Source organism: Enterococcus sp. ZJ1622, assembly GCF_011038845.1.
Classification (GTDB): domain Bacteria; phylum Bacillota; class Bacilli; order Lactobacillales; family Enterococcaceae; genus Enterococcus_B.
Window position 1 is genome coordinate 60,689 of sequence record NZ_JAAKDW010000011.1, and the last position, 23,818, is coordinate 84,506.

Here is a 23,818-nt window from a genome sequence, read left to right on the forward strand (position 1 = left end):
TTCACACAATCACTTGCATATTGGCAGGATGTCGCAAAATCCAAGCAGAAGCAAGTCCTGTCGGCGTCGTCTGATATTTTTCCGCCATTTTTTCTAAGGTTTGGTTTAGTTCAGGGAATTTTTCATTCCCGATAAATACCCCTTCAAAATGGCCGTATTGGTACGGGGACCATGCTTGGATCGTCATGTCATTCAAGCGAGAATAATCCATTACACTCCCATCATGATCGATACTTGCAGTATCTGTCATATTGACATGGATTCCCTGATCGACCATTTCTGAATGTTTCAGCCCAAACTGCAGTTGGTTGGCGATCAATGGCTGGCGTACATGTTTTTTCAGTAATTCGATCTGCATCGGTTTTTGATTGCTGACTCCGAAAAAGCGCACTTTCCCTGATTTTTCCAGCTCGTCAAACGCTTCGGCTACTTCTTCAGGCTCGACTAGCGTGTCTGGGCGATGAAGCAACAATGCATCTACATAATCCATGTTCAAGCGGCGAAGGCTACCTTCGACTGATTCGATGATGTGTTTTTTCGAGAAATCAAACATGATCCCCGGAACGATCCCGCACTTTGTTTGAATAAATAAATCTTCTCTTTTCAAACTCGTCTTCGCTAAAGCATCCGCAAAGATCTCTTCGCATTCACCGTTCCCGTAGATATCTGCATGATCAAAAAAGTTGATCCCATTCTCATAAGCTGTTTCGATCACTTTGACTGGGTCTTTTGCTCCATTCATACGCATACAGCCTAAGATAACAGAAGAGACCAATTGACCGGTTGTTCCTAATTGTATCTGTTTCATCTTCATTCCTCCTATTTATACATAAAAAGTGTACCACACTATTTATGAAAAGGCTTCACAAAAATATCTTACGCTCTTTTTATTCAGCTGAACAATTAGGATGATTTAAATTCTTTCGCGTACGCATAAATGCTCAATCGCTTTTTCACCGATATCGTTTCGATAGAAGGTGTTTTCTGTATCCTTTTCAGCTAAGGCAGAGTAGATCGTTTGACGCGCTTCCTCAAGTGTCTCACCATAGGCTTCGACTAAATAAATCCGGCCACCTGCACCAACAAGGACATCATCGCGTTCTTTCACTCCAGCATAATATACTGAAAGTCCCTCTTTGGAAAAATCAGGAAGAATCATTCCAGTCTGGTATGCCATGGGATAACCTTTGGCTGCAACAACGACTCCGAGATTGTATCCTTCTTCTTTCCAATCTAATTCAATCGGACGATCATTCAGCAGATCATCGATCACTTGCGCCAGATCACTATTCAGTCTCGGCAAAACCACCTGTGTTTCAGGATCGCCGAATCTAGCATTGAATTCGATGACTTTCGGTCCTTCATCTGTAGCGATCAGTCCAGCGTAAAGAATCCCTGTAAACGAACGACCTGATTCTTTCATACCAAAGGCAGCTGGCTTCAAAATCTTTTCTACGGCTTCATCCACCATGGTCTGAGGGATTTGCGGAACAGGAGAATATGCTCCCATCCCGCCAGTATTAGGTCCTTTGTCTCCATCAAAAGCTCGTTTGTGATCTTGTGAGATCACCATAGGATACACTTCTTCTCCTCGTACAAAAGCCAGCAAAGAAAATTCTTCTCCTGCTAGAAAATCTTCTACCACGATCGTACTGCTACTCTCGCCGAATTGCCGTTCTTTCAGCATCTGTTCCGCTGATCGAAGTGCTTCTTCCACAGTCAGCGCTACGACGACCCCTTTACCTGCTGCCAGACCATCTGCTTTGATTACGATAGGCGCTCCTTTTTCCTCAATATAAGACTTCGCAGCTGCATAAGACTGGAACGTTTGCGCATCTGCTGTTGGTATCTGGTAATCTTCCATCAATTCTTTCGCGAAGCTTTTCGACCCTTCGATCAAAGCCGCCGCTTTCGTTGGCCCGAATATCTTCAGCCCTTCCTGAGAAAAATCATCCACGATTCCGTTCAAAAGAGGAACTTCTGGTCCGACGAAGCTCCAGTCGATCTGCTCTTTTTTTGCGAATTCGATCAGCGCCTGATGGTCTGATTCGCTGATTCCCACAGGTTGGATACCGCTCGTACGCATGCCGGGATTTCCGGGTGCGCAATAAACTGTTTCGACTTTTTCGCTTTCCAGCAATTTTTTCCCGATTGCATGTTCACGTCCGCCAGCACCGATAATCAATAGTTTCATAAGCCGCTCCTTTCTTTGCTCAATGTCTGAAATGTCTTACGCCTGTAAAGATCATCGTCATTCCGTATTTGTTTGCCATATCGATGGAATCTTGGTCTTTGATGCTTCCGCCAGGCTGGATCACCGCTTTTATCCCATGTTTTGCTGCATATTCCACTGAATCGTCCATTGGGAAATAAGCATCACTAGCTAATACAGCATCTTTAGTCTTCGCCCCTGCTTGTTCAATCGCGATCTTGACTGAGCCTACTCGATTCATCTGTCCTGCGCCGATCCCTACAGTTTGATGCTGGTTCGCTAAAACGATCGCATTGGATTTTACATGCTTCACTGCTTTCCAGGCAAAAGCCAAGGCTTTTTTCTCTTCTGCAGTCGGTTGACGGTCTGTGACGACTTTCCACGTCTCTTCTTGTTCCATCGCAAGATCCTGGTTTTGGACAAGCAACCCGCCCAAGACAGTGACTGCTTCATCGGCAATAGTTGCTTCTTGCTGAGAAAAATCGACAGTCATCAGACGAATATTCTTTTTCCCTTTCAGTATCTCTAAGGCTTCTGAGGTGTAAGAAGGTGCAATGATGATTTCTAAAAAGAGCTTATGCATCTCTTCGGCCGTCGATGCATCTACTTCCCGGTTCAACACGATGATCCCACCGAAAATCGAGATCGGATCCGCCTCGTATGCTGCCTGCCAAGCTCCGAGAATCGTATCAGCTGAACCGATCCCGCATGGATTCATGTGTTTCAACGCTACTACTGTAGGTTCCTGATACTCTTTCATGATACGCAGTGCAGCGTCAGCATCTCGGATATTATTGAAAGAGAGTTCTTTCCCGTGAAGCTGTTTCGCTGCTGCAATCGAATAGTTTTCCGGTAATGCTGACTGGTAAAAGGCAGCCTGCTGATGGCTGTTTTCTCCATAACGCAGATTTTGCTTGCGTTCATAGGTCAGCGTCAGTTTTTCTGGTTCTTTTTCTTCAGTCAACTCAGTGAGGTATTGTGCGATCAAGGCATCATATGCCGCTGTATGCCGAAAGACTTTTGCTGCTAATCTTTGACGAGTCGCAAGCGTAGTATGGCCGTTTTCTTTCCATTCGGCTACTATCTCTTCATAGTCTGCCGGGTCTGCTATCACTGTGACGAATTCATGGTTTTTAGCTGCACTACGTAGCATGCTCGGCCCACCGATATCGATATTTTCAATCGCTTCATTCATTGTGACACCTGGTTTCATGATCGTTTCTTTAAATGGATAAAGGTTGACACAGACAATGTCGATCGGCTCGATCCCTTCCGTTTCCATTGCTTGAAGATGGTCTGGAACATCTCTTCGTCCTAGAAGCCCGCCGTGAATTTTCGGATGAAGTGTTTTGACACGACCATCCATCATCTCAGGAAACCCTGTGACGTCTTCGATAGAGATCGTTGTGATTCCTGCTTGATCCAACGCGCGCTTTGTCCCGCCAGTCGAGATGATATCGATCCCGCAATCAACCAATCCTTTGGCAAAGTCGATGATTCCTGTCTTGTCTGATACGCTTATTAATGCTCTTGTCATTTCCTGTATCCCCCATTTTTGATAATCTCTTCGATCACTTCTGGATAGAGTCGATGTTCTACCCTATGGATTTTTTCTTCTAAAGAAGCCAGTGTATCCTGCTGGCTGATTTTTACTTTTTCCTGACGAATGATCGGTCCTGTATCTACACCTCGGTCGATATAATGGATCGTCACACCTGTTTCCGTTACCCCAGCTTCGAATGCGTCTCTGATACCATGTAAGCCTGGAAAAGCTGGAAGCAAAGAAGGATGGATATTGATGATCCGATTTTCGTAAACATCTAGCAAAGTCGACCCGATGATTCGCATGTATCCGGCTAAAAGAATCAAGTCTATCTGTTTTTCTTCCAAAAAATGCAATATCCGCTGTTCATATTCTTTTTTTGAGGCAAATTGCTTAGGAGAAAAACAGTCTGAAACGATCCCTAATCTTTTCGCTCGTTCTAAGACGAAGGCATCTGGCTGATCACAAAACAGCCAGTCGATCTTCGCTGGCAACTGGCGATCTTTAATAAAATCAGCTAACACTTGAAAATTGCTGCCATTTCCTGAAGCAAAAACAGCTAATCTCATTTGCTTTCTCCAGCAAATACGACTTTCTCGTCCCTCATCGGAATAACTTCTCCGATTCGATAAACAGCTTCCCCTGTTTCTTTTATGGTTTGCATCACCTGATCTGCTTCTGAAGCATCCACTGCTAAGACCATCCCGATTCCCATATTGAAAATCTCGTACATTTCATTTTCTGGGATATCTCCATGATTTTGCAGACAGGAAAAGATAGCAGGAATGGGCCAAGTCCCTAATTGTATCTGGGCTGCTGTCTCTTCAGGAAGCATTCTAGGAATATTTTCGATGAACCCGCCGCCGGTAATATGTGCAGCTCCTTTGATTTTTCTTCCCTTCACAAGTGGAAGCAATGCAGAAACATAGATCTTGGTCGGTTCAAGTAACACTTCAGCCAGTGGAGCATCTAACCCTTCGATCACTGATGACAGCCCAAATTGATGCTGTTCAAAGAATATTTTTCTAACTAGCGAGTAACCGTTAGAATGGATTCCGCTTGAGGGCAATCCTAATAAAACATCACCGGGCTGGATATTTTGACCTGTCACTAATTGCGATTTTTCGGCTATCCCTACAGCAAATCCAGCAAGATCATAGTCGTTCCCAGCGTACATTCCCGGCATTTCTGCTGTCTCTCCGCCGATCAAAGCCATCTTTGCTTCTACGCAACCGTTTGCGACCCCTGCAACGACTTTTTCCAGCCTTTCCGGATCGTTTTTCCCTGTTGCCAGATAATCAAGAAAATATAGCGGCTCTGCTCCTTGGGCTAGAATATCATTGACGCACATAGCGACACAATCGATCCCGATCGTATCATGCTTGTCTGCTTCGATCGCAACGGCTAATTTCGTCCCTACGCCATCTGTCCCGGAAACAAGCACTGGCTCTTTTAAGTTAAAAGGCGTCAGATCGAAACAGCCACCAAAGCCGCCTAATGATCCCATCACACCTAAGCGTTCTGTTTTTTTCACATGTTTTTTGATCCGTTCTACCACTTCATAACCGGCTTTCACGTCTACGCCCGCTTTTGCATAAGCATTTTCCATTGGTAAGAATTCTCCTTTCAAAGCTACTTAGAAAAATGATACTTTTTCTTTCAGCGATTCTCGATATTTCTCTTCATAATCGTACAAAGGTGTCGGATAATCCCCATTGAAATAAGCCATACACAAACCAGAATACGGCGCATCCCGATCTAATCCGATGGCATCGATCAATCCATCCTCGCTCAAAAACTCAAGTGAGTCGGCTCCGATACATTGTCTGATCTCTTCTACACTATGGTTCGCCGCAATCAGTTCTTTGCGTGTCTGAATATCGATGCCGTAAAAACAAGGATATTTCAGTGGGGGAGAAGCGATCCTGACATGTACTTCTTTTGCTCCTGCTTCCTTCAATAACTGAACGATACGGCGACTTGTCGTTCCGCGGACGATGGAATCATCGACCATGATGACTTTCTTTCCTTCTACGACACCACGTACCGCTGACAGTTTCATCCGAACGCCCTGCTCGCGCAACTCAGGCGTTGGCTGGATGAATGTACGAGCGATATACTGGTTCTTGACCAAACCGATCTCATACGGAATACCACTTGCCTCAGCATAGCCACTCGCCGCAGATAACGAGGAATTCGGGACGCCTACGACTATATCCGCCGCGATAGGTGCTTCTTCTGCGAGATTTCTTCCCATGTTTTTACGCGCAGTATGGACATTGACTCCCGCAATATCCGAATCTGGTCTGGCAAAATAGATGTATTCCATCGAACAGATCGCCAGCTGCGTGTCTTTCGTATAATGATCAATCGTGAATCCTTCATCATCGATGATCACTAACTCACCAGGACGGACATCACGGACAAAACGTGCCCCGATCACTTCTAAAGCACAAGTTTCAGAGGCGATGACGTATGCTCCGTTTTTCATTTGACCGATCGCTAGTGGGCGGAAACCATTTGGATCAAGCGCGGCGATCATGGAATCTTCAGTAATCAGAAGATAAGCAAAACCGCCTTTCACTTCATTCAGCGCTTCCTTCAATTTGTCCAAGAACACTGGTTGTTCACTTCGTCTGATCAAATGCATCAAGATCTCTGTGTCTGAATTCGAATGGAAGATCGCACCATTTTCTTCTAGTTCTTTCCTTAAAGAACGGGCATTGGTCAAATTGCCGTTATGTGCAAGTCCGATCGATTGATCATAGAATTTGAACAAAAACGGCTGGATATTGTCCACACTGCCATTTCCTGCTGTCGCATATCTCACATGACCGATAGCCGCTTCTCCTGTTAGCTGCTGCAGCTTTCTCTGATCCTTGAAAACCTCAGAAAGCAATCCAAGATCTCGATGCCCTGAGAGCTTGCCACGATCATTTGAAACGATCCCTGCTCCTTCTTGCCCGCGGTGCTGCAAGCTATGAAGACCGAAATACGCTACACTGGAAGCATCAGGATGCCCCCACACGCCGAATATCCCGCATTCTTCATTCAGGCTTTTCACTTCATAAGACATACGATCGCTTCCTCCCAGCATCTTTTAGCCGATTCTGTACTCAAACAGATTTCTCCATCCATTGCGCGCATCGTGAGTGTCTGATCATTCGTTACTTGACCAGCATAGACTGCTTTGTCTCCCATCAACTGTTCGAGTGCTGCCTGATTTTCGGGCGTTACCGACAAGACGAATCTTGATTGTGTTTCTGAAAATAGCTGTGCTGTAGACACATCTAGATGGATCGACAACCCTAGATCGCGAGCGAATGCACTTTCTGCTAAGGCGATGGCTAATCCGCCTTCTGAGCAATCATGAGCACTTTCGATCCAGCCTTTTTTGATAGCTTCTAGCACAAGTTGCTGATTTTCTTTTTCGATTGCCAGATCAAAGTGTTCGATGCGTCCTTCGATCCGTCCCATCTGCATTTTTTGCAGTTCACTACCATTAAAATCATCATAAGTGTCACCTAGAATATAGATAAGATCGCCTGCTTGTTTAAATTCCTGAGTGGTGATATGTGCATGGTCTTCGATCAAACCGACCATCCCGATCACAGGGGTCGGATAAATCGCTTTTCCATCTGTTTCATTATACAAAGAGACGTTTCCTGAGATCACTGGAGTCTCCAGCATCTCACACGCAGCTGAGATCCCGTCTGCTGATGTAGACAATTCCCAGAACACTTCTGGTTTGTCAGGTGATCCGTAATTCAGACAATCAGTAATCGCTAGCGGTCTCCCGCCACTTGCGACGATGTTTCTTGCCGCTTCTGCCACAGCGATCTGTCCACCGATTTCAGGGTCCAGATATAAATAACGGGCATTGCAGTCGGTCGTCATGGCTAAAGCTTTTCTTGTACCGCGCACACGTAATACGGCAGCGTCACTTCCCGGACAGACAACGGTATTTGTCTGGACTTGTGAATCATACGTTTCATAGATCGATCGTTTGGAGGCGATTGTCGGCTGCTTCAACAAATCCAGTAACACTTGGTTCGGATCATCTATAACAGGTTGATAATTCATCATGTTCCGGAATCTAGCGATACGATCTGGTTCTTTCATTTCTTTATGGTAAACAGGCGCATCTTCTGCTAAAGCATCTACCGGCAGATTTGCTACTTCTTCACCCTGATGATATAAGCGATATTGTCCGTCATCTGTTACTTTTCCGATAGTGACAGCATCCAGATCATATTTTTTGAATAGTGTCCGCACCTCGTCTTCCGCACCTGCTTTGACACAGATCAGCATACGTTCCTGCGATTCCGACAGCATCATTTCGTAAGGCGTCATACCCGATTCACGCTGTGGCACGTCGTCTAAGGACAATACGAGACCAGATCCTGCCTTTGAAGCCATTTCCGAGCTTGAAGAAACCAGACCAGCTGCGCCCATGTCTTGGATGCCGACTAAGATATCGGGGTATGTCAAAATCAGTTCCAAACAAGCTTCGAGCAGCAGTTTTTCCATAAAAGGATCGCCGACTTGGACAGCAGAACGCTGCTGCTCTTCTTCCTGACTGAATTCTTCAGAAGCAAACGTGGCTCCATGAATCCCGTCACGACCAGTTTTTGCCCCAACATACATGATCGAATTCCCGACACCTGATGCCTGACCTTTTTGGATATCCTTATGCTCGATCAGACCAACACACATCGCGTTGACTAACGGATTTCCTTCATAACATGGATCAAAATCGATCTCCCCGCCAACAGTCGGGATACCGATACAATTGCCATACCCTCCGATTCCAGCGACTACTTCTTCCAGCAGATATTTCGTACGAGGATTATCCAGTTCGCCGAATCTCAATGAATCAAGCAACGCAATCGGACGTGCGCCCATGCTGAAAATATCGCGGATGATCCCACCTACACCAGTTGCTGCTCCTTCGTATGGTTCGACTGCAGAAGGATGATTGTGGCTTTCTGCTTTGAAAACGACAGCTTGTCCGTCTCCGATATCGACAATTCCAGCTCCTTCTCCCGGACCTTGCAGAACATGTGGCCCATTGGTAGGAAATTTGCGCAGAACCGGCTTGGAGTTCTTATAAGAACAGTGCTCGCTCCACATGACTGAAAAAAGACCTGTTTCCGTGTAGTTCGGCATTCTACCTAGGATATCTTCTTCGATCATCCGATATTCTTCATCGGTCAGCCCCCATTCCGCATAGATTTTCTTCTCTTTGATTTCTAGCGCTGTCGGTTCACTCAATGTTTTCATCTATACAGTCACCTTTCCAAAGTTCTTCAAAATAGAAGCAAAGAATCGTTTCCCGTCTTCTGAGCCAAGCAGTTTTTCCATCGCACGTTCCGGATGTGGCATCATACCGAGTACATTGCCTTCTTTATTCGTGATCCCTGCGATACGTTCGATACTTCCATTGATGTTTTCTTCTTCGTAAGTAAAAACGATTTGATTGTTTTCTTTCAGTTCCTGAAGTGTTTTTTCGTCACAAAAGTAATTGCCTTCGCCATGTGCGACAGGCAGCTGGATGATTTCATCAGATTCATAATCAGAGGTGAACGATGTCTGGTTGTTCACCTTCAGAGGAACGGTTTTACAAATGAAATGCAAGGAGTCATTCCGTCGCAAGACACCCGGTAATAGACCCGCTTCTGTTAAAATCTGAAATCCGTTACAAGTTCCAAAAACAGGCTTTCCTTCTTTCGCAAAACGGACGACTTCTTCCATGATTGCGGAAAAACGAGCGATCGCCCCGCATCTTAAGTAATCCCCATAAGAAAAACCGCCTGGCAGCAGCACGCCATCAAAACCTTCAAGGGAATCTTCGTCATAGCGAACAAATTCCGCCTCCGCATGCATGATTTCACGAATCGCCCATAGCATGTCTGCATCACAATTCGATCCTGGAAAAACAATGACTGCAAATCTCATGCTACGCTTCCTCCATTTTTTCGATTTCGTAACGATAAGTCTCCATATTGACATTTGCCAGCAATTTGTCGCAGATCGCTTCGATCATGTCTTCCACTGCTTCTTCCGTTTCTTCAAGACGGATCTCAAAATACTTTCCGATACGAATGTCTTCAATGGCTTGATAGCCCATTCGATGCACCGCTTTTTTCACAGCTTCTCCTTGAGGGTCTAGAACTGAATCTTTGTAGGTTACATAAACTTTAACAAAATACATCTTTGTCGCTCCTTTTTATAAAGTGATTTTATTCAAACGGTCCAACACTTCCTGATATACCGGAACCAAGTCTCCGATCTGTCTGCGGTAGACGTCTTTATCCATATGTTCATTTGTTTTTTTATCCCATAAGCGGCATGTATCAGGAGAGATCTCGTCTGCAAGAAGGATTCGTCCTTCAGAGGAACGGCCAAATTCCAGTTTGAAATCCACCAGTTGGAGCCCGATTTCATCGAATAACCGGATCAGCAGCTGATCAATCTGCAATGCTTGTTTCTTCAATTCAGAAATTTCGTCATCTGAAGCAAGATCCAAGAAACGGATATGATCATGATTGATGAACGGATCGTCCAAATGATCGTTTTTATAATAAAATTCAACGATCGGCTGCTTCAATTCTTGACCTTCTGGAATAGCAAGTCGTTTTGAAAAGCTTCCGGCAGCGATATTTCGGACAACGACTTCAAGAGGAATAATTTGAACTTCTTCTACCAATTGTTCGGTTTTTGATATCTTTTTGATAAAGTGGTTTTCTATCCCCTGCAAAGTCAGATATTGGAAAATCATGCTTGTGATCTGATTGTTCAGTTCTGCTTTCCCTTTGATCTGATCTTTCATCCCACCATTGAGCGCAGTTGCCTGATCGAGATATTCTACCCATACTGCTGATTCTTCACTGGTACGATATATTTTTTTTGCTTTTCCTTCATACAGCATGTCTTTCTTTTCCATTCCGACATCTCCTTGTTTGTTTACATTTTAATCCTATCAGTCTTTTTTTGTTCGCCTTTTCACTTTTGATTCTAACAACCATCGAAAATCAAATCAACACAAAACTGTACATTAACCACATTAAAATTATCTAATGTTCGTGTTTAAAGCAAAAGGAGCTTCTTTAGACTGATCGCGAAGCGTTTACACTTCAAAATAAACATGCTATAGTAAAAACAAAAGACGAAGAATCGAATAAGGAGGCACTCGTTCATGGCGGATGTACTAGATCAAGCACAGCTTTTTTTGACAGAACTGTCAACAGATGAAAAATCCCGTTTGTATAACGACCTGTTAGCGATCAAAGATGTTTACTTATGTAATAAAGACACTAGTTTCTATACTTTTCGAAAAATCTGGCGTGCAGCTAGACGTTCGACAGAATGCCGGAAAAGGACCTTTCACTATCAAACCGAGAACAACCAGGAGCTGACGATCCATCAGATCCATGAACAACGATTATTCAAGAATCACTATCGCATCCAGATTTTATTCAATCAGCAAGAATTCGACTATCACTTCATCGAGCAATTACTGCAGCAGCTTTATGCACAGCATTTCAGCTACAGCAGTCAAATCTCTTATGCTTGACTCATACAAACCAAAAAGGATCGACGCAGCTCACGAATGAGCACGTCGATCCTTTTTTAGTTTCAAGCAGCAGATAATCTGCCATTGACATTTATTCTGTCATTTTTCTTTTTAGATGACATTTCATTCAATCATGTTCAGAAAATCGTTATTTTCTGTAAGGATGTCCCAGTGACACCTTATTCTAGACGGAATTGGAAAGATAGCCCATCTGATGCACCTCTTGTGTTATCTGCAAGTTTAGTTAGTTTTGTGTTGACATCTTTAGTCTTGTCACCTTTTTTAATGTAAGCCGTCCAACTGTTGAAGTATCTGTAGTAATAGCGCCTATTCTACCTATTTTTTCTTTATCATCTAAGAACCGAAACCAAGCCATCACTAGTTTATTCTAGTGTTTCATCCACTAAATATTAAGCAGTTCTAAGTTCGTTTACCTTAAATTGTTCAGAAACGTATTTAGCATACGTATTATGTTTACTTACTAATTCATCATGCTTTCCTGAACCAGTTACTTTCCCTTTTTCAACAAAGTATATACTATCAGCATCAACAATTGTGGCCAATCTATGGGCAATAACCAGAGTGGTTCTCCCTTTCATTAAATTAGATAGTGCCTCTTGAACCTTCATCTCAGATTCTGAATCTAAGCTAGCGGTAGCTTCATCTAACATCAGTATTTTTGGATCCCGTAAGAAGGCACGTGCAATTGCAATACGTTGTCTTTGACCTCCAGAAATTTTAACCCCACGTTCCCCAACTTCAGTATTCAATTTATCTGGCATTTCTTCTACAAATTGACGAGCATATGCTAATTCCAGCACGTTCCATAATTGTTCATCTGAAAAATCCTCTTCTAAACCATACGTCAAATTATCTCTGATTGTTCCCGCCATAATCGCAGAATCCTGTGATACATAACCTATTTGACGTCGATAATCAGATAATTTGATATCTTTTATATTGATATCTCCAAATTTAATCAGACCTTCTGTGGGTTCATAAAATCGTTCAAGCAAACTAAAAATTGTTGATTTTCCACCACCTGAAGGACCAGCAAAAGCGATCACTTGATTTGGTTTAGCAGTAAAAGAAATATCTGTTAAAACAGTTTCATCTGGTGCGTCTTCATAAGAAAATTTTACATTTCTAACAGTTAATATCTCCCCAGATAAATCAATCTCTTTCCCACTTTTAAAATCTTCTGGGTCTCTAGATAATAATTCTTGAACTCGTCGAGTAGACCCAGCTGCTTTAGCTACTTCTGAAAATAAAGTTGCAATGATTGGCATTGAACCAATAAGATTAAATAGATACATTAAAAAACTCATCAACGTTCCAATTGTCATAACACCAATAGCAATTCGATGCATACCATATGCTAAAATTCCGAACACCATACTCATAAAGACCATCATCATAATTGGTTGCATGGACGCATCAAATATGGCTTCTTTTTTTCCTACATTAAATAAACGATCCACTTCATTTGCTGCGCGAACCTGTGCTTGTTTTTCTGCATTAGATGTTTTGACTAGGCGAATCTCACTCAATGTTTCAGTAGCAATCCCATTAAATTGACTCATCGCATCTTGTCGAATATGACTAACTTTCGAACCAAACGCCATCACTGGAATCATGAAAAGAATGACAATTGGAACAGCAATCACCATAGCGAGTGACATATGCCAATCCATTTTAATCATCATATATACTGTACCAATAACTGTAATAATGCTGGCCACTGTTTGAGGAAAAGTCACAGCTAACAATTGCTTGACTTGATTAGTATCATTTACTACTCGACTGGACATTTCACCAGCTTTAACGGAATCAAAGTAGGAAACCTTTAGAGTAGTTAGTTTGTTCCACAACCGTTTACGCATATTTTGTATTACATTTTCTCCAAAAATCCCTAAGATCGTTCCTCCTAAAGCAGAAATAAGCGCCGAAAGTACAAATAATCCCACAACTTTACCTAATAAATTGTAATCTACTCCCTTTTGAAAATTATTAACTAAACTTGAAGCAAGTTTTGGAACATAAACTTGTACACTAGAAGAAATTACAAGAAATATCATTCCTATTACAAGTAGTAAATATTTAGGTTCTGTTAGCTTAATTAATCCTAAAAATTCTTTCAATGAAAATTTTGTATTGTCCACTCTTACAGAAACATCAACAGGTCTTCCGCCTCCACTTACTGCCATTACTTTCTACGCCCTTTCTTCCATCCTTCAAAACCACCGTATTCCCCATTGAATCCACCGAATCCGCCAAATCTATGTCCCATCATCTGTTCTCTCGCTCTGCCAAATCTGGCGGACATTTTTCCAAAATGTTCCCAATTTTTATCATCGCCAAAAATAGCTTCAATTTTATTTAGAAATTTTTCACTAGAAATATTGTTTTCTAGGCGTTCTAAATATTCATTTAGAGAATCGAGTTCTTCATCTGAAAAGCCATTAAACATTTCATCTTTAAATCCGTTAGAAATATTTCCTTGAGCGTTTAAACTTTCTCTTCCGTTATCGGTTAATACAACTATTGTGACACGAGCATCTGAATCAGACTTCACTCTCTTGACTGCTTCAACAGACTCTAGCTTTTTTATGATCTGTGTAACACTAGATGGTTTTATATCTAAGTATTCAGCAATTCTCCCAGCAGTTACCTCATCTTCGGAAGCAAGTAATTTTAATGTTTCAAAAGTATTATCTGGTTTTTCTTCTAGACTAGAGGCAAAAATTAAATATGGTTGTTGAGCAATTTTTAATAGCTTGTCTAAAATATCAGTTTTTTTCATGATTTCCTCCAATAAACAACTTAATTAATTTAGTTTCACTAAAAACTAACAAAACAAATAATAAACTATTTAATTTCTTTTGTAAATAGTAAAATAAATAGTTTTTTATAGAGATAAGATAATAAAAAAGAACGTGTACATAAAATGGTCCATTTCTAGATACTCTCTTTTTTGCTCTATTTTTCAAAAAATCAATTCATTTTGTGTTCATAAACTTATAACAAAATCTATGTTCAGTTAAGCCGTATTGATAAAGTTATATTACAATATAATTAATGAAGGAGTGATTTTTTTGAAAATAGGATACGCCCAATTATCCAATGGAACACCCATTAAGGCAATTGCAGAACGTTGGAATGTTTCAAGAACAACAATTTATAGATATATTGACAAGATAGAGAAAACAAAAACAACAACTTCCAGTTAAATGCTGAGAAACTGTATACAGAATAAAAAAAGATAGCATGGCCAACGAATAACAGTTGTCCATGCTACTTTTATTATCTGCTCAACTTTAATGATCTACCAAATAAAGTTCCGTCGATTTATTCATCCAATCCTACACGTTTGAAGATCACGTCGACATTTTTCAAATGATGATGATAATCAAATGCATCTGCCAGATCTTCTTTTGTCAAAACGGATGTGATCGCAGGATCTTCTTCCAGCAATGGACGGAAAGGTACTTGATGATCCCAAGCATAAGCAGTTTTAGGCTGCACCAAGTCATAGGCTCCTTCTCTAGACATCCCTTTATCGATCAGTTTCAGCATGACACGCTGACTATAGATCAGGCCAAATGTCGCATCCATGTTCCGTTTCATATTTTCAGGGAAAACAGTCAGATTCTTCACGATGTTCCCGAAACGATTCAGCATATAATTCAATAAGATCGTCGTGTCTGGTAAAATAATACGTTCAGTAGACGAATGCGAAATATCCCGCTCATGCCATAGCGAAACATTTTCGTATGCTGTGATCATGTGCCCGCGGATCACTCTCGCTAAGCCAGCCATATTTTCCGAGCCGATCGGATTTCTTTTATGCGGCATGGCAGAAGACCCTTTTTGTCCTTTTGCAAAAAATTCTTCTACTTCGCGCGTTTCTGATTTCTGCAGACCGCGAATCTCAGTTGCGAACCGTTCGATACTTGTCGCAATCAAGGCCATTGTAGCGAAATATTCCGCATGAAGGTCCCGGGGAAGGACTTGCGTAGAGATTTCTTGCGGACGGATTCCTAGATGTTCACAAACATATTCTTCGATAAAAGGCGGGATGTTGGCAAATGTTCCTACTGCACCGGAAATCTTGCCTGCCTCTACACCTTTAGCAGCATGTTCGAAGCGTTCGATATTGCGTTTCATCTCAGAATACCACGTGGCAAGCTTCAATCCAAAAGTAGTTGGTTCAGCATGGACGCCATGCGTCCGCCCCATCATCACCGTGTATTTATGTTCTTTTGCTTTTTCGCCGACGATTTTCGTGAAACGACGAAGGTCTTCTCTCAAAATATCGTTTGCCTGCTTGATTTGATAACCATATGCCGTATCCACGACATCCGTACTTGTCAGACCGTAATGGACCCACTTGCGTTCTTCACCTAATGTCTCGGAAACCGCACGTGTGAATGCCACGACATCGTGCCGCGTTGATTGTTCGATTTCCAGGATACGATCGATGTCGAATGATGCGTTCTCACGGATTTTTTTTACGTCTTCTTTCGAGATCTCTCCTAGTTCAGCCCAAGCTTCATCTGCCAGGATTTCTACTTCTAGCCAAGCTCGGTATTTGTTTTCTTCTGTCCAGATCCGGCCCATCTCAGGTCGTGTGTAACGTTCTAACATGCTTTTTTCTCCTTTAATCCCAGATATTCGTTTGTCTGATTTCTTCCAAGGTCTTCGGTATATCTTCTGTCAAAATCGTGATATGACCCATTTTACGCCCTTTTTTCGCTTCTTTTTTACCATAGAAATGAAATTGCCAAGCAGGTTTTTTCTCGATCAGATGATAACTTTCCAATAGTTGTTCACCTAAAACATTCACCATCACAGCATTGCTCAACAGTCGAACGTTTGGTTCTAACGGCCAGCCGCAGATACCGCGGATATGCGCATCGAATTGGCTCATCGCGCAGGCTTCGATCGAAAAATGACCAGAATTATGAGGACGCGGTGCTAATTCATTGACATATAATCCCCCAGCCTTCGTTAAGAACATCTCTACTCCTAAAACGCCTGATAAGCTGACAGCCTCGGCAATCACGCGAGCAATCCTCTCTGCTTCTTCGATGACTTCACTTGCGACTGCGGCAGGTGCGATCGTTTCATGAAGGATATTGTTTCGATGGATATTTTCGACAACAGGGAACGTGGTATATTCTCCTTGGCCATTCCCTGCAACCATGATGGAGATTTCCTTTTCGAAAGGAATCCAAGCTTCAAGTACACAAGTCCCTTCTCTTAACAAATCCATGGCTGGTGCAAGGTCTGCACGGCTCTTCAACACATATTGCCCTTTGCCGTCGTACCCGCCTCTAGTGGTTTTCAGGACACATGGATAACCGATTCCATCGATCGCATCTTGAATATCAGTAGGACTCACGATTGTCGCATAAGGCGCGATCACGATATTGTTCGTTTCTAAAAAAGATTTTTCCAGCAGCCGATCTTGTGTGATCGCCAAAAGATCCGTCCCTTGCGGAATAAATGACATTGGCAGGATAGCATTCAGCGCTTCAACACTTACATTCTCAAATTCATAAGTAATTACTTCTGTTCTTCTAGCGAGTTCTTCTAGTGCAAAAGTGTCGTCGTAAGCACCTTCGATATGCCAGTCTGCAACTTGTGCGGCCGGGCAGCCGTTCACTGGGTCCAGCACTCCCACTTTGAAGCCCATTTCCTTTGCACTAATCGCCATCATCCGACCTAACTGACCGCCACCGACGATCCCGATCGTTGATCCAGGCAACAATGGTTTAACCAAGTTGATCACTACTTTCTATAACAGTTTCAGCCAACATTGAACGTCTTTCAGACAATTTAGCCTCCAATTCTAAATCATACATTGAAAGCATCTCTATCGCAAGTAGTCCAGCGTTAATTGCACCAGCTTTTCCGATCGCTGTCGTTGCTACTGGAACTCCTCCAGGCATCTGTACGATCGACAATAAAGAATCAAGTCCGTTCAATGTTCGTGATTGGACCGGTACACCAATGACAGGCAATGTTGTTTTGGCAGCGACCATCCCGGGAAGATGTGCGGCCCCTCCAGCTCCTGCGATGATGACTTTGATCCCTCTTCCTCGTGCCTCTTGAGCGTACTGGAACATCAAATCAGGTGTGCGGTGGGCAGATACTACCTTTTTTTCGTAGGATACATGGAATTCTTCCAATATTTCGCAAGCAGATTTCATGGTCTCCCAATCAGATGTACTTCCCATAATGACAGAAACTTTTGCAGTCATGTGTTTCTCCTCTCAGATTTTCTACATCCATATTCTAACAATCTGTGTTTTTCATGTCAAAGAATTTTCGAATATTATCCCGAAACAAACGATTATCGTTCGTGTTTAATGAAAAAACAAAAAAAGCCGCGAGTTGTCTCTCACGACTTTTTTCTCTATCTTATTTCTTGAATGCTTCTTCGATGATCTCTTCGTCTTTTTTCAAGCCATTGAATACTAGATTCAAAATGATCGCTGTGATACTACTCATCACGATCCCATTCCCAGTAAACATTTGGACGGTTTGAGGCAGCTGGCTGAACAATGTCGGCATGATATTGAATCCTAGACCAAAACCGATAGAAACAGCTGCGATCAGAAGATTTTTATCATTTGTGAAATCGACTTCTAACAACATGCGAATCCCTTGGACAGCAACCATCCCGAACATCACTAACATCCCGCCACCAAGAACAGGTTCTGGAATAATCTGTGCTAATGCACCGATTTTAGGAAACAATCCTAACACGATCAAGAAGAAGGCAGAAAAATAAATCGGCTTTCTTGTTTTGATTCCTGAAAGTTGGACTAAACCCACATTTTGAGAAAATCCTGTATAAGGAAATGTGTTGAATATCCCGCCAAGGATCACAGCTAATCCTTCTGCGCGATACCCTTTTTTCAGTTCTTCTTCGCCCACATGCTTGCCAGTGATATCTCCAAGCGCAAAATACACGCCTGTCGATTCTACCATGCTGACCATAGAGATGATGATCATCAAGAGGATGGACCAGATATCGAATGTTGGTTTACCGAAATAAAAGGGTTGGGGAACGTGGAATAATGGTGCATCGCCAATCGCACTCAAATCGATCATCCCCATGAAAGCAGCTAAGATACTACCGCCGACTAACCCGATCAATACAGCAATCGAACGGATAAATCCTTTCGCAAGCATTTGGACACCGACGATCAGTAAAATCGTCACAAACGCAAGTAGAAGATTGGTCTTGTCACCGAAATTGGCGGCAGAGGCATCTCCTCCACCCATTTTTTCGATCGCCACGGGAATCAATGTGAGCCCGATCACCGTGATCACTGTTCCTGTCACGATTGGTGGAAACAGTTTTTTGATTTTTGAAAAGAAACCTGCGATCAGCACAACGAACACACCTGATGCAATGATCGAACCGTAAATAGCGCCGACTCCTTCATTTGTTCCGATCAAGATCAGCGGAGCCACCGCTTGAATCGCACACCCTAATACGACCGGAAGACCGATCCCGAAAAAGCGATTCACGGTCAGCTGCAGCAGCGTAGCGAGACCACACATAAAGATATCGATCGAAATCAGATACGTCATCTGCTCTTGATTAAACCCAAGTCCAGTACCGATCAAAAGTGGTACTGCTACTGCACCGGCATACATTGCTAATAAATGCTGGAGCCCCAGTACAGCGGCTTTTCCATTTTGTGTCTCTTTCTCCACGATTATGCGTCCTCCTCAAGAAACTCCACACGTCCGTTTGACAAAGAAGCGATCCGTGCAAGAGAGACTACTTTCAAGCCCATTTCTTCTAGAAGCTGACGGCCGTCTTGGAAAGATTTTTCGATCACGATACCGATACCTTCTACTTCTGCGCCTGCTTGCTGGCATAATTCGATCAGCCCTTTAGCAGCTTGCCCATTTGCCAGGAAGTCATCGATGATCAGTACTTTATCATCTGCTGAAAGAAACTTACGGGAAATCGAGATCGTACTAGTCACTTGTTTCGTAAAGGAATAAACAGAAGCTGTCAATAATTCTTCATCCATCGTCAAACTCTTTGCTTTTCTTGCAAAAATCATCGGTACATTCAATTCTTTTGCGGCAAATAAAGCCGGAGCTATACCAGAAGCTTCGATTGTCACTACTTTCGTAATCCCTTGTTCTTGGAATACTTCAGCAAAGCGTTTCCCCATCTGTTCCATCAAGAAAGGATCTACTTGGTGTGTGACAAAGTTGTCGACTTTCAATACACCTTCACCTAATACACGTCCGTCTTTTTGTATACGTTCAACTAATTCTTTCACTTTATCTGCTCCTTTTCATTTATTGATACCTAACTTTTTCAAAGAAAGTCTGTTGTTTCCTGCTAGTAAGGCGAAAACTGCTTTCTCTAACGAAAAAACACCCTTTCACTCTATAATAAGTAAAAAAGGGTGTAATAGCCACTCTTTTACTTATAGTCCAGCATTTACGGCACTGGCTAGAAACTGTCATCCTTATCATGACGATATATAAGTAGTTATGTAAAACTAAATAACAATGTCAAAAAATGGTGCGTTCACAGGCTGTTGTTCGTCTATTTGAATAAGTAGTGTTGTTTCAAATATTGAAAATAGTCTAACACTACTTTCTGAAACTGACAACTTAGTTTCACTTATTTTTTTTAAAATCTAATATTTTTAATCTTTTTGTCTGGTTTGTTCGGTATTTTCTAAAAAGAAAAGGAAAGACGGGAAAAATAAATCCCCGTCCTTCCTCTATTCCTACGCTTGAACAAATAGCGCTCAACTGTAACTGTCTCTTTAAGGCTATGGACATATCGTCAGCAGATCTTTGACAGTAACCGCCTGCCCTGATGCGATCGAACGGTTTGCCGCTATCCCTGTCAGGATCGACATCGTCCCATCGATATGCGTGGCTGCACGTTGCCATGGGTCAAATTCCGGTATCCCGAACAGATCATTCAATAAAATCGGGTCGCCGCCGCCATGACCGCCTTCGCGCTGTTCGATCGCTAATTCATAAGGTTTGCCGAACATCGGATGGACGACGATAGCATGCACTTCCAGCGCTCCTTCGTCTTCTTTGCTCCCTCCGGCATTTATATAGGATTTCTCTACGACCTTCATTTCGATCCGCCCTTTACTGCCGTTAAAGGAAACATTGAATCCTTCCCAAGGCATGTAGGCGTTCAATGAATAAGTGAGGATCGTCCCGGATTCGTATTTCACTGTTACCCCTAACGTGTCTTCAATAGATACCTCGTCAGAAAAGACGCTTCGATCCCGGATATAACCGCTATCTTTCTCTGCCTTCAGATACATTTCCCGAAGCTCTTCATTAGCTTCCAGATCTATAGCGAAAGGATCAGCTGACTTTGCAGGATCTTCTAAGTTTCTGCTGTAAAAACGTTCTTCTCCACGTTTTTCTGCATTGTGCATGCCATAAAAATTCAAATCACCAAAAGCGAACACTTTCTTCGGCTGGCTATCGAGCCAAAAATTGACTAGATCGAAATGATGGGTGGATTTATGCACCAACAATCCGCCGCTATTGTATTTGTTCCGATGCCACCTTCTGAAGTAGTCTGCACCGTGCTGCGTGTTCAATAGCCATTCGAAATGGATGGAATAGACTTCTCCGATCACGCCTTCATGCAATAGTTCCTTGATTTTCGTATTATGGGGCGCATACCGATAATTGAACGTGACGCGCAAGGAACAACCCGTTCTTTTTTGTACGTCCAAGATCGCTTCTGCTTTTTCTTCATCGATCGTCAATGGTTTTTCGCAAATGACATCATAACCTTTTTCCATTGAGCGTATGATATAGTCATGATGGACACGATCGACCGCTGTGATAATCACACAATCTGGATCGATTTCGTCCAGCATTTTTTCAAATTCGAAATGTTTATAGGTCGGGACTTTTGCCTGTCCGTATTTTTCTGAAATCAGACGATTCGCATAGTCCATTCTTGTTTGCGAGATGTCGCAAAACCCTGCTAATTCACTGGTCTGGCTATACGTTGAAGCAATGGATTCATAAAAGAATCTCGCGCGTCCGCCAACACCGACTTGTACATATCTTTTTTTCATTCTGGTCTCTTCTCCCTTGAGTTTATTTTATAGGCTGCAACGAACGGCAGGCCCGGATACAAAAGCAGCAGTAAAAACGGATGATACTCATACAGCCATAAAAAAATGGCTGTCATTCCTACATAACAGAGGTTCCCTTTGATATCTTTTGTCAATAAATGGAGATTCTTCAGCAGTTTACGATGGATAGATTCCTGTTCATCTCCTTCATAGACTTCGAACATCGTCGTACTACAACTGTGAAACGACAAAATAGCCAAGTAAAGAAACATCGGCAAAGACAAAGGAAATTGCAAGATCTTCACAAAATAATACATATCTAGTAGTAAGAGAAACGCACTCAACTGAAAAACCACATTCACTTTTGTTAGTTGTTTCACTAATTTTTTAGTGATGTCTCTTTTCACTTCAGATAGATAAGCGACGATGAGATACGAACAGAGAAACATCGAAAGAGCGTAAATAAACAGAGCAAGCCACACTGGAATCTCCATCCCATACATCCATAAGCCTGCGATAAGAACAAGGAACACACTATTACCTATCAGGCTTGCCACCAGTACTTTACACATCAGCTCATTCAGTTTATACAAGAATAATTCTTCAATCGGCTTCTTCATTTTTTACCTAATCCTTCAATCCGCTTGTACTGATCCCTTGAACCAGATATTTATTGAAGAACAAGAAGATCAGGAAAACAGGCAGCAGTGACAAAGTCGACATCGCGAACATACTGGCGTAAGTCGTGCTTGATCCAGCATCCGCGAATAATTTGATTGCGATCGAAACAGTATAGGTTCTTGGTCTGTTCAAATAAATCAGCGGACCCATGAAATCATCCCATTTCCAGTAAAACTGAATGATGATCGTGGTAATGATCGCTGGTTTCAGCAACGGAAAGATGATCTTCGTGAATACACTGTACTTGCTACATCCATCAATGATCGCCGATTCATCAAGTTCTTTCGGAATGCTGATCATGAACTGCATGATCTGATAGATAAAGAACGCTTGACCAAAGAAATGCGGCAGGATCAATGGAATATAAGTACCTACTAAATTCAACTGGTTATAAATAATGAATTGAGGGATCAGAATCACTTGAGTAGGGATCATCATCGTCACAAGCATCACGATGAACCAGAAACGTCTTCCTTTAAAATCGATCCTTGATAGAGCATATGCAATACAAGTCGAACTTAGTACCGTTGCAGCAGTTGCTGTCGCTGAGATGATAAAGGAATTTTTGAAAAACGTGAAAAAGGAGATCCCAGCAAAACCAGCCCAACCGTCCGCGTAGTTCTGCCATTGAAATTCTTGAGGTATCAAATTCAGCGAACCGCTTAATATCTCATTGTCTGTTTTAAATGAACCAGAGATCATCCACAAAACCGGATAGATCATAATCAGTCCTAAAAACAGGATGAAGGCGTATTGGATAGCTTTTCTTACATTTTTTTTCATCTGCTCCACTCCTCACTATACGACGACCCATTTTTTTGATGACTTGAAGATTAGAAATGTGACAAAACTCATGATGATCAGCATCACCCATGAGATCGCGCTCGCATAGCCCATCGAGTTGAAGGAGAATGCCTGATTGTAAACATATAGCGCGTAAAAATTAGTGGCATCATTCGGCCCACCCTGCGTGATGATATATGCCTGCGTAAACGACATGAAAGCCGCAATCGTCTGCATGATCAGATTGTATAAAATGATTGGAGACAGCATCGGCAGCGTAATCTTAAAAAACAACTGGAATTTATTCGCTCCATCGATTTCTGCCGCCTCATAGTAAGACATCGGAATCTCTTTGATCCCTGCTGCAAAAATGATCATCGCCGATCCAAACTGCCAAGCAGACATCAATACGAGCGGGATCATCACTAGTTTCTGGTCACCGAACCACGAAAGAGCCGGCATGCCTAGCTGGCCTAAAAAGATGTTTATCAGACCCTCTTTTGAAAAAAGTTCTTTCCATACCAATGCGATTGAAATGCTACCGCCAATCAGACTGGGGATATAATACAATGAGCGGAAAATCGTCGTCCCTTTGATATCCCTTGTCAATACGTAAGCAATCAGCAAACCGAAAATCAGCTTCGCAGGTACAGAAACCAAGACATAAAGAAAAGTCACCTTGATCGAATTGAGAAACCGTTCGTCATTGAACATCTTCAAATAATTATCTATCCCGATCCAAGAGACAGGATTCCCTAAGCGATAATCGGTAAAGGAATAATAAAGTGAAAGAGCCATAGGGATCACTGTGATCAACAAGAAACCGGCAATAAACGGAGAAGCGAATACATAGCCGACCACTTGATCCTTATAGATCATTTTCTTGAACTTCTCTTTCATTTTGTCGTCGC

The 23,818-nt window shown here is 42.4% G+C and carries 21 protein-coding genes, 2 pseudogenes and 1 riboswitch; of the genes and pseudogenes, 2 read left to right on the forward strand and 21 right to left on the reverse strand.

Going from position 1 to position 23,818, the window contains the following annotated elements; translation table 11 throughout:
- Nucleotides 1-7: 7 nt before the first annotated feature.
- The 10 genes and pseudogenes from G7Y42_RS11270 to purC all read right to left on the reverse strand — a co-directional run.
- Nucleotides 8-808: pseudogene (locus G7Y42_RS11270) on the reverse strand (aldo/keto reductase); the annotation flags it as partial.
- A gap of 105 nt (nt 809-913) precedes the next feature.
- Entirely contained in the window at nt 914-2,194 is a 1,281-nt protein-coding gene (gene purD / locus G7Y42_RS11275; protein ID WP_165006100.1) for a phosphoribosylamine--glycine ligase, read from the reverse strand.
- Between the two features lie 19 nt (nt 2,195-2,213).
- Nucleotides 2,214-3,749 (reverse strand): bifunctional phosphoribosylaminoimidazolecarboxamide formyltransferase/IMP cyclohydrolase, encoded by a 1,536-nt coding sequence (purH, locus tag G7Y42_RS11280; RefSeq protein ID WP_165006099.1) that lies wholly within the window; start codon nt 3,747-3,749, stop codon nt 2,214-2,216.
- Nucleotides 3,746-4,324 (reverse strand): phosphoribosylglycinamide formyltransferase, encoded by a 579-nt coding sequence (purN, locus tag G7Y42_RS11285; protein ID WP_165006098.1) that lies wholly within the window; start codon nt 4,322-4,324, stop codon nt 3,746-3,748. Before purN ends, purH begins: the two co-directional genes overlap by 4 nt.
- The gene (gene purM / locus G7Y42_RS11290) at nt 4,321-5,364 is read right to left on the reverse strand and encodes a phosphoribosylformylglycinamidine cyclo-ligase (RefSeq protein WP_165006097.1); all 1,044 of its coding nucleotides are present in this window, start codon (nt 5,362-5,364) and stop codon (nt 4,321-4,323) included. The genes purN and purM overlap by 4 nt, the downstream gene beginning before the upstream one ends.
- Nucleotides 5,365-5,391: 27 nt before the next feature.
- On the reverse strand, nt 5,392-6,831 hold the full coding sequence (gene purF / locus G7Y42_RS11295) for an amidophosphoribosyltransferase (RefSeq protein ID WP_165006096.1): 1,440 nt from the start codon (nt 6,829-6,831) through the stop codon (nt 5,392-5,394).
- Nucleotides 6,816-9,038, reverse strand: a complete 2,223-nt coding sequence (gene purL, locus G7Y42_RS11300; protein ID WP_165006095.1) for a phosphoribosylformylglycinamidine synthase subunit PurL — start codon at nt 9,036-9,038, stop codon at nt 6,816-6,818. Before purL ends, purF begins: the two co-directional genes overlap by 16 nt.
- A complete protein-coding gene (purQ, locus tag G7Y42_RS11305; protein WP_165006094.1) occupies nt 9,039-9,713 on the reverse strand; it encodes a phosphoribosylformylglycinamidine synthase subunit PurQ in 675 nt (224 codons plus the stop codon).
- Nucleotide 9,714: 1 nt separating this feature from the next.
- Nucleotides 9,715-9,969: a phosphoribosylformylglycinamidine synthase subunit PurS gene (purS, locus tag G7Y42_RS11310; RefSeq protein WP_165006093.1), complete on the reverse strand. Its 255-nt coding sequence runs from the start codon at nt 9,967-9,969 to the stop codon at nt 9,715-9,717.
- A 15-nt stretch (nt 9,970-9,984) separates the two neighbouring features.
- The gene (purC, locus tag G7Y42_RS11315; RefSeq protein WP_165006092.1) at nt 9,985-10,701 is read right to left on the reverse strand and encodes a phosphoribosylaminoimidazolesuccinocarboxamide synthase; all 717 of its coding nucleotides are present in this window, start codon (nt 10,699-10,701) and stop codon (nt 9,985-9,987) included.
- 252 nt (nt 10,702-10,953) lie between these two features.
- On the opposite strand from purC, the gene G7Y42_RS11320 reads away from it, so the two are divergent.
- The gene (locus G7Y42_RS11320) at nt 10,954-11,331 is read left to right on the forward strand and encodes a hypothetical protein (protein ID WP_165006091.1); all 378 of its coding nucleotides are present in this window, start codon (nt 10,954-10,956) and stop codon (nt 11,329-11,331) included.
- Between the two features lie 410 nt (nt 11,332-11,741).
- On the opposite strand, the gene G7Y42_RS11325 is transcribed toward G7Y42_RS11320, so the two are convergent.
- Both G7Y42_RS11325 and G7Y42_RS11330 read right to left on the reverse strand, forming a co-directional pair.
- On the reverse strand, nt 11,742-13,538 hold the full coding sequence (locus G7Y42_RS11325; RefSeq protein WP_165006090.1) for an ABC transporter ATP-binding protein: 1,797 nt from the start codon (nt 13,536-13,538) through the stop codon (nt 11,742-11,744).
- A complete protein-coding gene (locus G7Y42_RS11330) occupies nt 13,538-14,134 on the reverse strand; it encodes a MarR family winged helix-turn-helix transcriptional regulator (RefSeq protein WP_165006089.1) in 597 nt (198 codons plus the stop codon). Before G7Y42_RS11330 ends, G7Y42_RS11325 begins: the two co-directional genes overlap by 1 nt.
- A gap of 313 nt (nt 14,135-14,447) precedes the next feature.
- On the opposite strand from G7Y42_RS11330, the pseudogene G7Y42_RS11335 reads away from it, so the two are divergent.
- Nucleotides 14,448-14,561, forward strand: a pseudogene (locus G7Y42_RS11335) (helix-turn-helix domain-containing protein); the annotation flags it as partial.
- A gap of 118 nt (nt 14,562-14,679) precedes the next feature.
- Here the strand turns inward: G7Y42_RS11335 and purB are convergent.
- The 9 genes from purB to G7Y42_RS11380 all read right to left on the reverse strand — a co-directional run bounded on the left by purB (nt 14,680) and on the right by G7Y42_RS11380 (nt 23,807).
- Nucleotides 14,680-15,978, reverse strand: a complete 1,299-nt coding sequence (gene purB / locus G7Y42_RS11340; RefSeq protein ID WP_165006088.1) for an adenylosuccinate lyase — start codon at nt 15,976-15,978, stop codon at nt 14,680-14,682.
- A 13-nt stretch (nt 15,979-15,991) separates the two neighbouring features.
- Nucleotides 15,992-17,116, reverse strand: coding sequence for a 5-(carboxyamino)imidazole ribonucleotide synthase (purK, locus tag G7Y42_RS11345; RefSeq protein WP_206215461.1), 1,125 nt, complete (start codon nt 17,114-17,116; stop codon nt 15,992-15,994).
- Nucleotides 17,109-17,597, reverse strand: coding sequence for a 5-(carboxyamino)imidazole ribonucleotide mutase (gene purE, locus G7Y42_RS11350; RefSeq protein ID WP_165006086.1), 489 nt, complete (start codon nt 17,595-17,597; stop codon nt 17,109-17,111). The genes purK and purE overlap by 8 nt, the downstream gene beginning before the upstream one ends.
- Nucleotides 17,598-17,757: 160 nt before the next feature.
- Nucleotides 17,758-19,065, reverse strand: a complete 1,308-nt coding sequence (locus G7Y42_RS11355) for a nucleobase:cation symporter-2 family protein (RefSeq protein WP_165006085.1) — start codon at nt 19,063-19,065, stop codon at nt 17,758-17,760.
- A 2-nt stretch (nt 19,066-19,067) separates the two neighbouring features.
- Nucleotides 19,068-19,649 (reverse strand): xanthine phosphoribosyltransferase, encoded by a 582-nt coding sequence (locus G7Y42_RS11360; RefSeq protein WP_165006084.1) that lies wholly within the window; start codon nt 19,647-19,649, stop codon nt 19,068-19,070.
- Nucleotides 19,650-19,782: 133 nt separating this feature from the next.
- A riboswitch (purine riboswitch) is annotated at nt 19,783-19,880 on the reverse strand.
- 273 nt (nt 19,881-20,153) lie between these two features.
- Nucleotides 20,154-21,443, reverse strand: a complete 1,290-nt coding sequence (locus G7Y42_RS11365; protein WP_165006083.1) for a Gfo/Idh/MocA family oxidoreductase — start codon at nt 21,441-21,443, stop codon at nt 20,154-20,156.
- The gene (locus tag G7Y42_RS11370; protein WP_165006082.1) at nt 21,440-22,063 is read right to left on the reverse strand and encodes a hypothetical protein; all 624 of its coding nucleotides are present in this window, start codon (nt 22,061-22,063) and stop codon (nt 21,440-21,442) included. Before G7Y42_RS11370 ends, G7Y42_RS11365 begins: the two co-directional genes overlap by 4 nt.
- A 7-nt stretch (nt 22,064-22,070) precedes the next feature.
- The gene (locus G7Y42_RS11375; RefSeq protein ID WP_165006081.1) at nt 22,071-22,907 is read right to left on the reverse strand and encodes a carbohydrate ABC transporter permease; all 837 of its coding nucleotides are present in this window, start codon (nt 22,905-22,907) and stop codon (nt 22,071-22,073) included.
- Between the two features lie 15 nt (nt 22,908-22,922).
- Complete coding sequence (locus G7Y42_RS11380) at nt 22,923-23,807, reverse strand: sugar ABC transporter permease (RefSeq protein ID WP_165006080.1); 885 nt, start codon at nt 23,805-23,807, stop codon at nt 22,923-22,925.
- Between the last annotated feature and the right edge of the window lie 11 nt (nt 23,808-23,818).

What these genes read in the sequence shown, in the direction of transcription:
- purE (WP_165006086.1), bottom strand. Translation starts at nt 17,597, where the DNA reads ATGACTGCAAAAGTTTCTGTCATTATGGGAAGTACATCTGATTGGGAG.
- purN (WP_165006098.1), bottom strand. Translation starts at nt 4,324, where the DNA reads ATGAGATTAGCTGTTTTTGCTTCAGGAAATGGCAGCAATTTTCAAGTG.
- G7Y42_RS11375 (WP_165006081.1), bottom strand. Translation starts at nt 22,907, where the DNA reads ATGAAAAAAAATGTAAGAAAAGCTATCCAATACGCCTTCATCCTGTTT.
- purQ (WP_165006094.1), bottom strand. Translation starts at nt 9,713, where the DNA reads ATGAGATTTGCAGTCATTGTTTTTCCAGGATCGAATTGTGATGCAGAC.
- purF (WP_165006096.1), bottom strand. Translation starts at nt 6,831, where the DNA reads ATGTCTTATGAAGTGAAAAGCCTGAATGAAGAATGCGGGATATTCGGC.
- purB (WP_165006088.1), bottom strand. Translation starts at nt 15,978, where the DNA reads ATGTTAGAACGTTACACACGACCTGAGATGGGCCGGATCTGGACAGAA.
- purC (WP_165006092.1), bottom strand. Translation starts at nt 10,701, where the DNA reads ATGGAAAAGAAAGACATGCTGTATGAAGGAAAAGCAAAAAAAATATAT.
- purL (WP_165006095.1), bottom strand. Translation starts at nt 9,038, where the DNA reads ATGAAAACATTGAGTGAACCGACAGCGCTAGAAATCAAAGAGAAGAAA.
- purD (WP_165006100.1), bottom strand. Translation starts at nt 2,194, where the DNA reads ATGAAACTATTGATTATCGGTGCTGGCGGACGTGAACATGCAATCGGG.
- G7Y42_RS11370 (WP_165006082.1), bottom strand. Translation starts at nt 22,063, where the DNA reads ATGAAGAAGCCGATTGAAGAATTATTCTTGTATAAACTGAATGAGCTG.
- G7Y42_RS11325 (WP_165006090.1), bottom strand. Translation starts at nt 13,538, where the DNA reads ATGGCAGTAAGTGGAGGCGGAAGACCTGTTGATGTTTCTGTAAGAGTG.
- G7Y42_RS11330 (WP_165006089.1), bottom strand. Translation starts at nt 14,134, where the DNA reads ATGAAAAAAACTGATATTTTAGACAAGCTATTAAAAATTGCTCAACAA.
- G7Y42_RS11320 (WP_165006091.1), top strand. Translation starts at nt 10,954, where the DNA reads ATGGCGGATGTACTAGATCAAGCACAGCTTTTTTTGACAGAACTGTCA.
- purH (WP_165006099.1), bottom strand. Translation starts at nt 3,749, where the DNA reads ATGACAAGAGCATTAATAAGCGTATCAGACAAGACAGGAATCATCGAC.
- purM (WP_165006097.1), bottom strand. Translation starts at nt 5,364, where the DNA reads ATGGAAAATGCTTATGCAAAAGCGGGCGTAGACGTGAAAGCCGGTTAT.
- purS (WP_165006093.1), bottom strand. Translation starts at nt 9,969, where the DNA reads ATGTATTTTGTTAAAGTTTATGTAACCTACAAAGATTCAGTTCTAGAC.
- G7Y42_RS11380 (WP_165006080.1), bottom strand. Translation starts at nt 23,807, where the DNA reads ATGAAAGAGAAGTTCAAGAAAATGATCTATAAGGATCAAGTGGTCGGC.
- G7Y42_RS11365 (WP_165006083.1), bottom strand. Translation starts at nt 21,443, where the DNA reads ATGAAAAAAAGATATGTACAAGTCGGTGTTGGCGGACGCGCGAGATTC.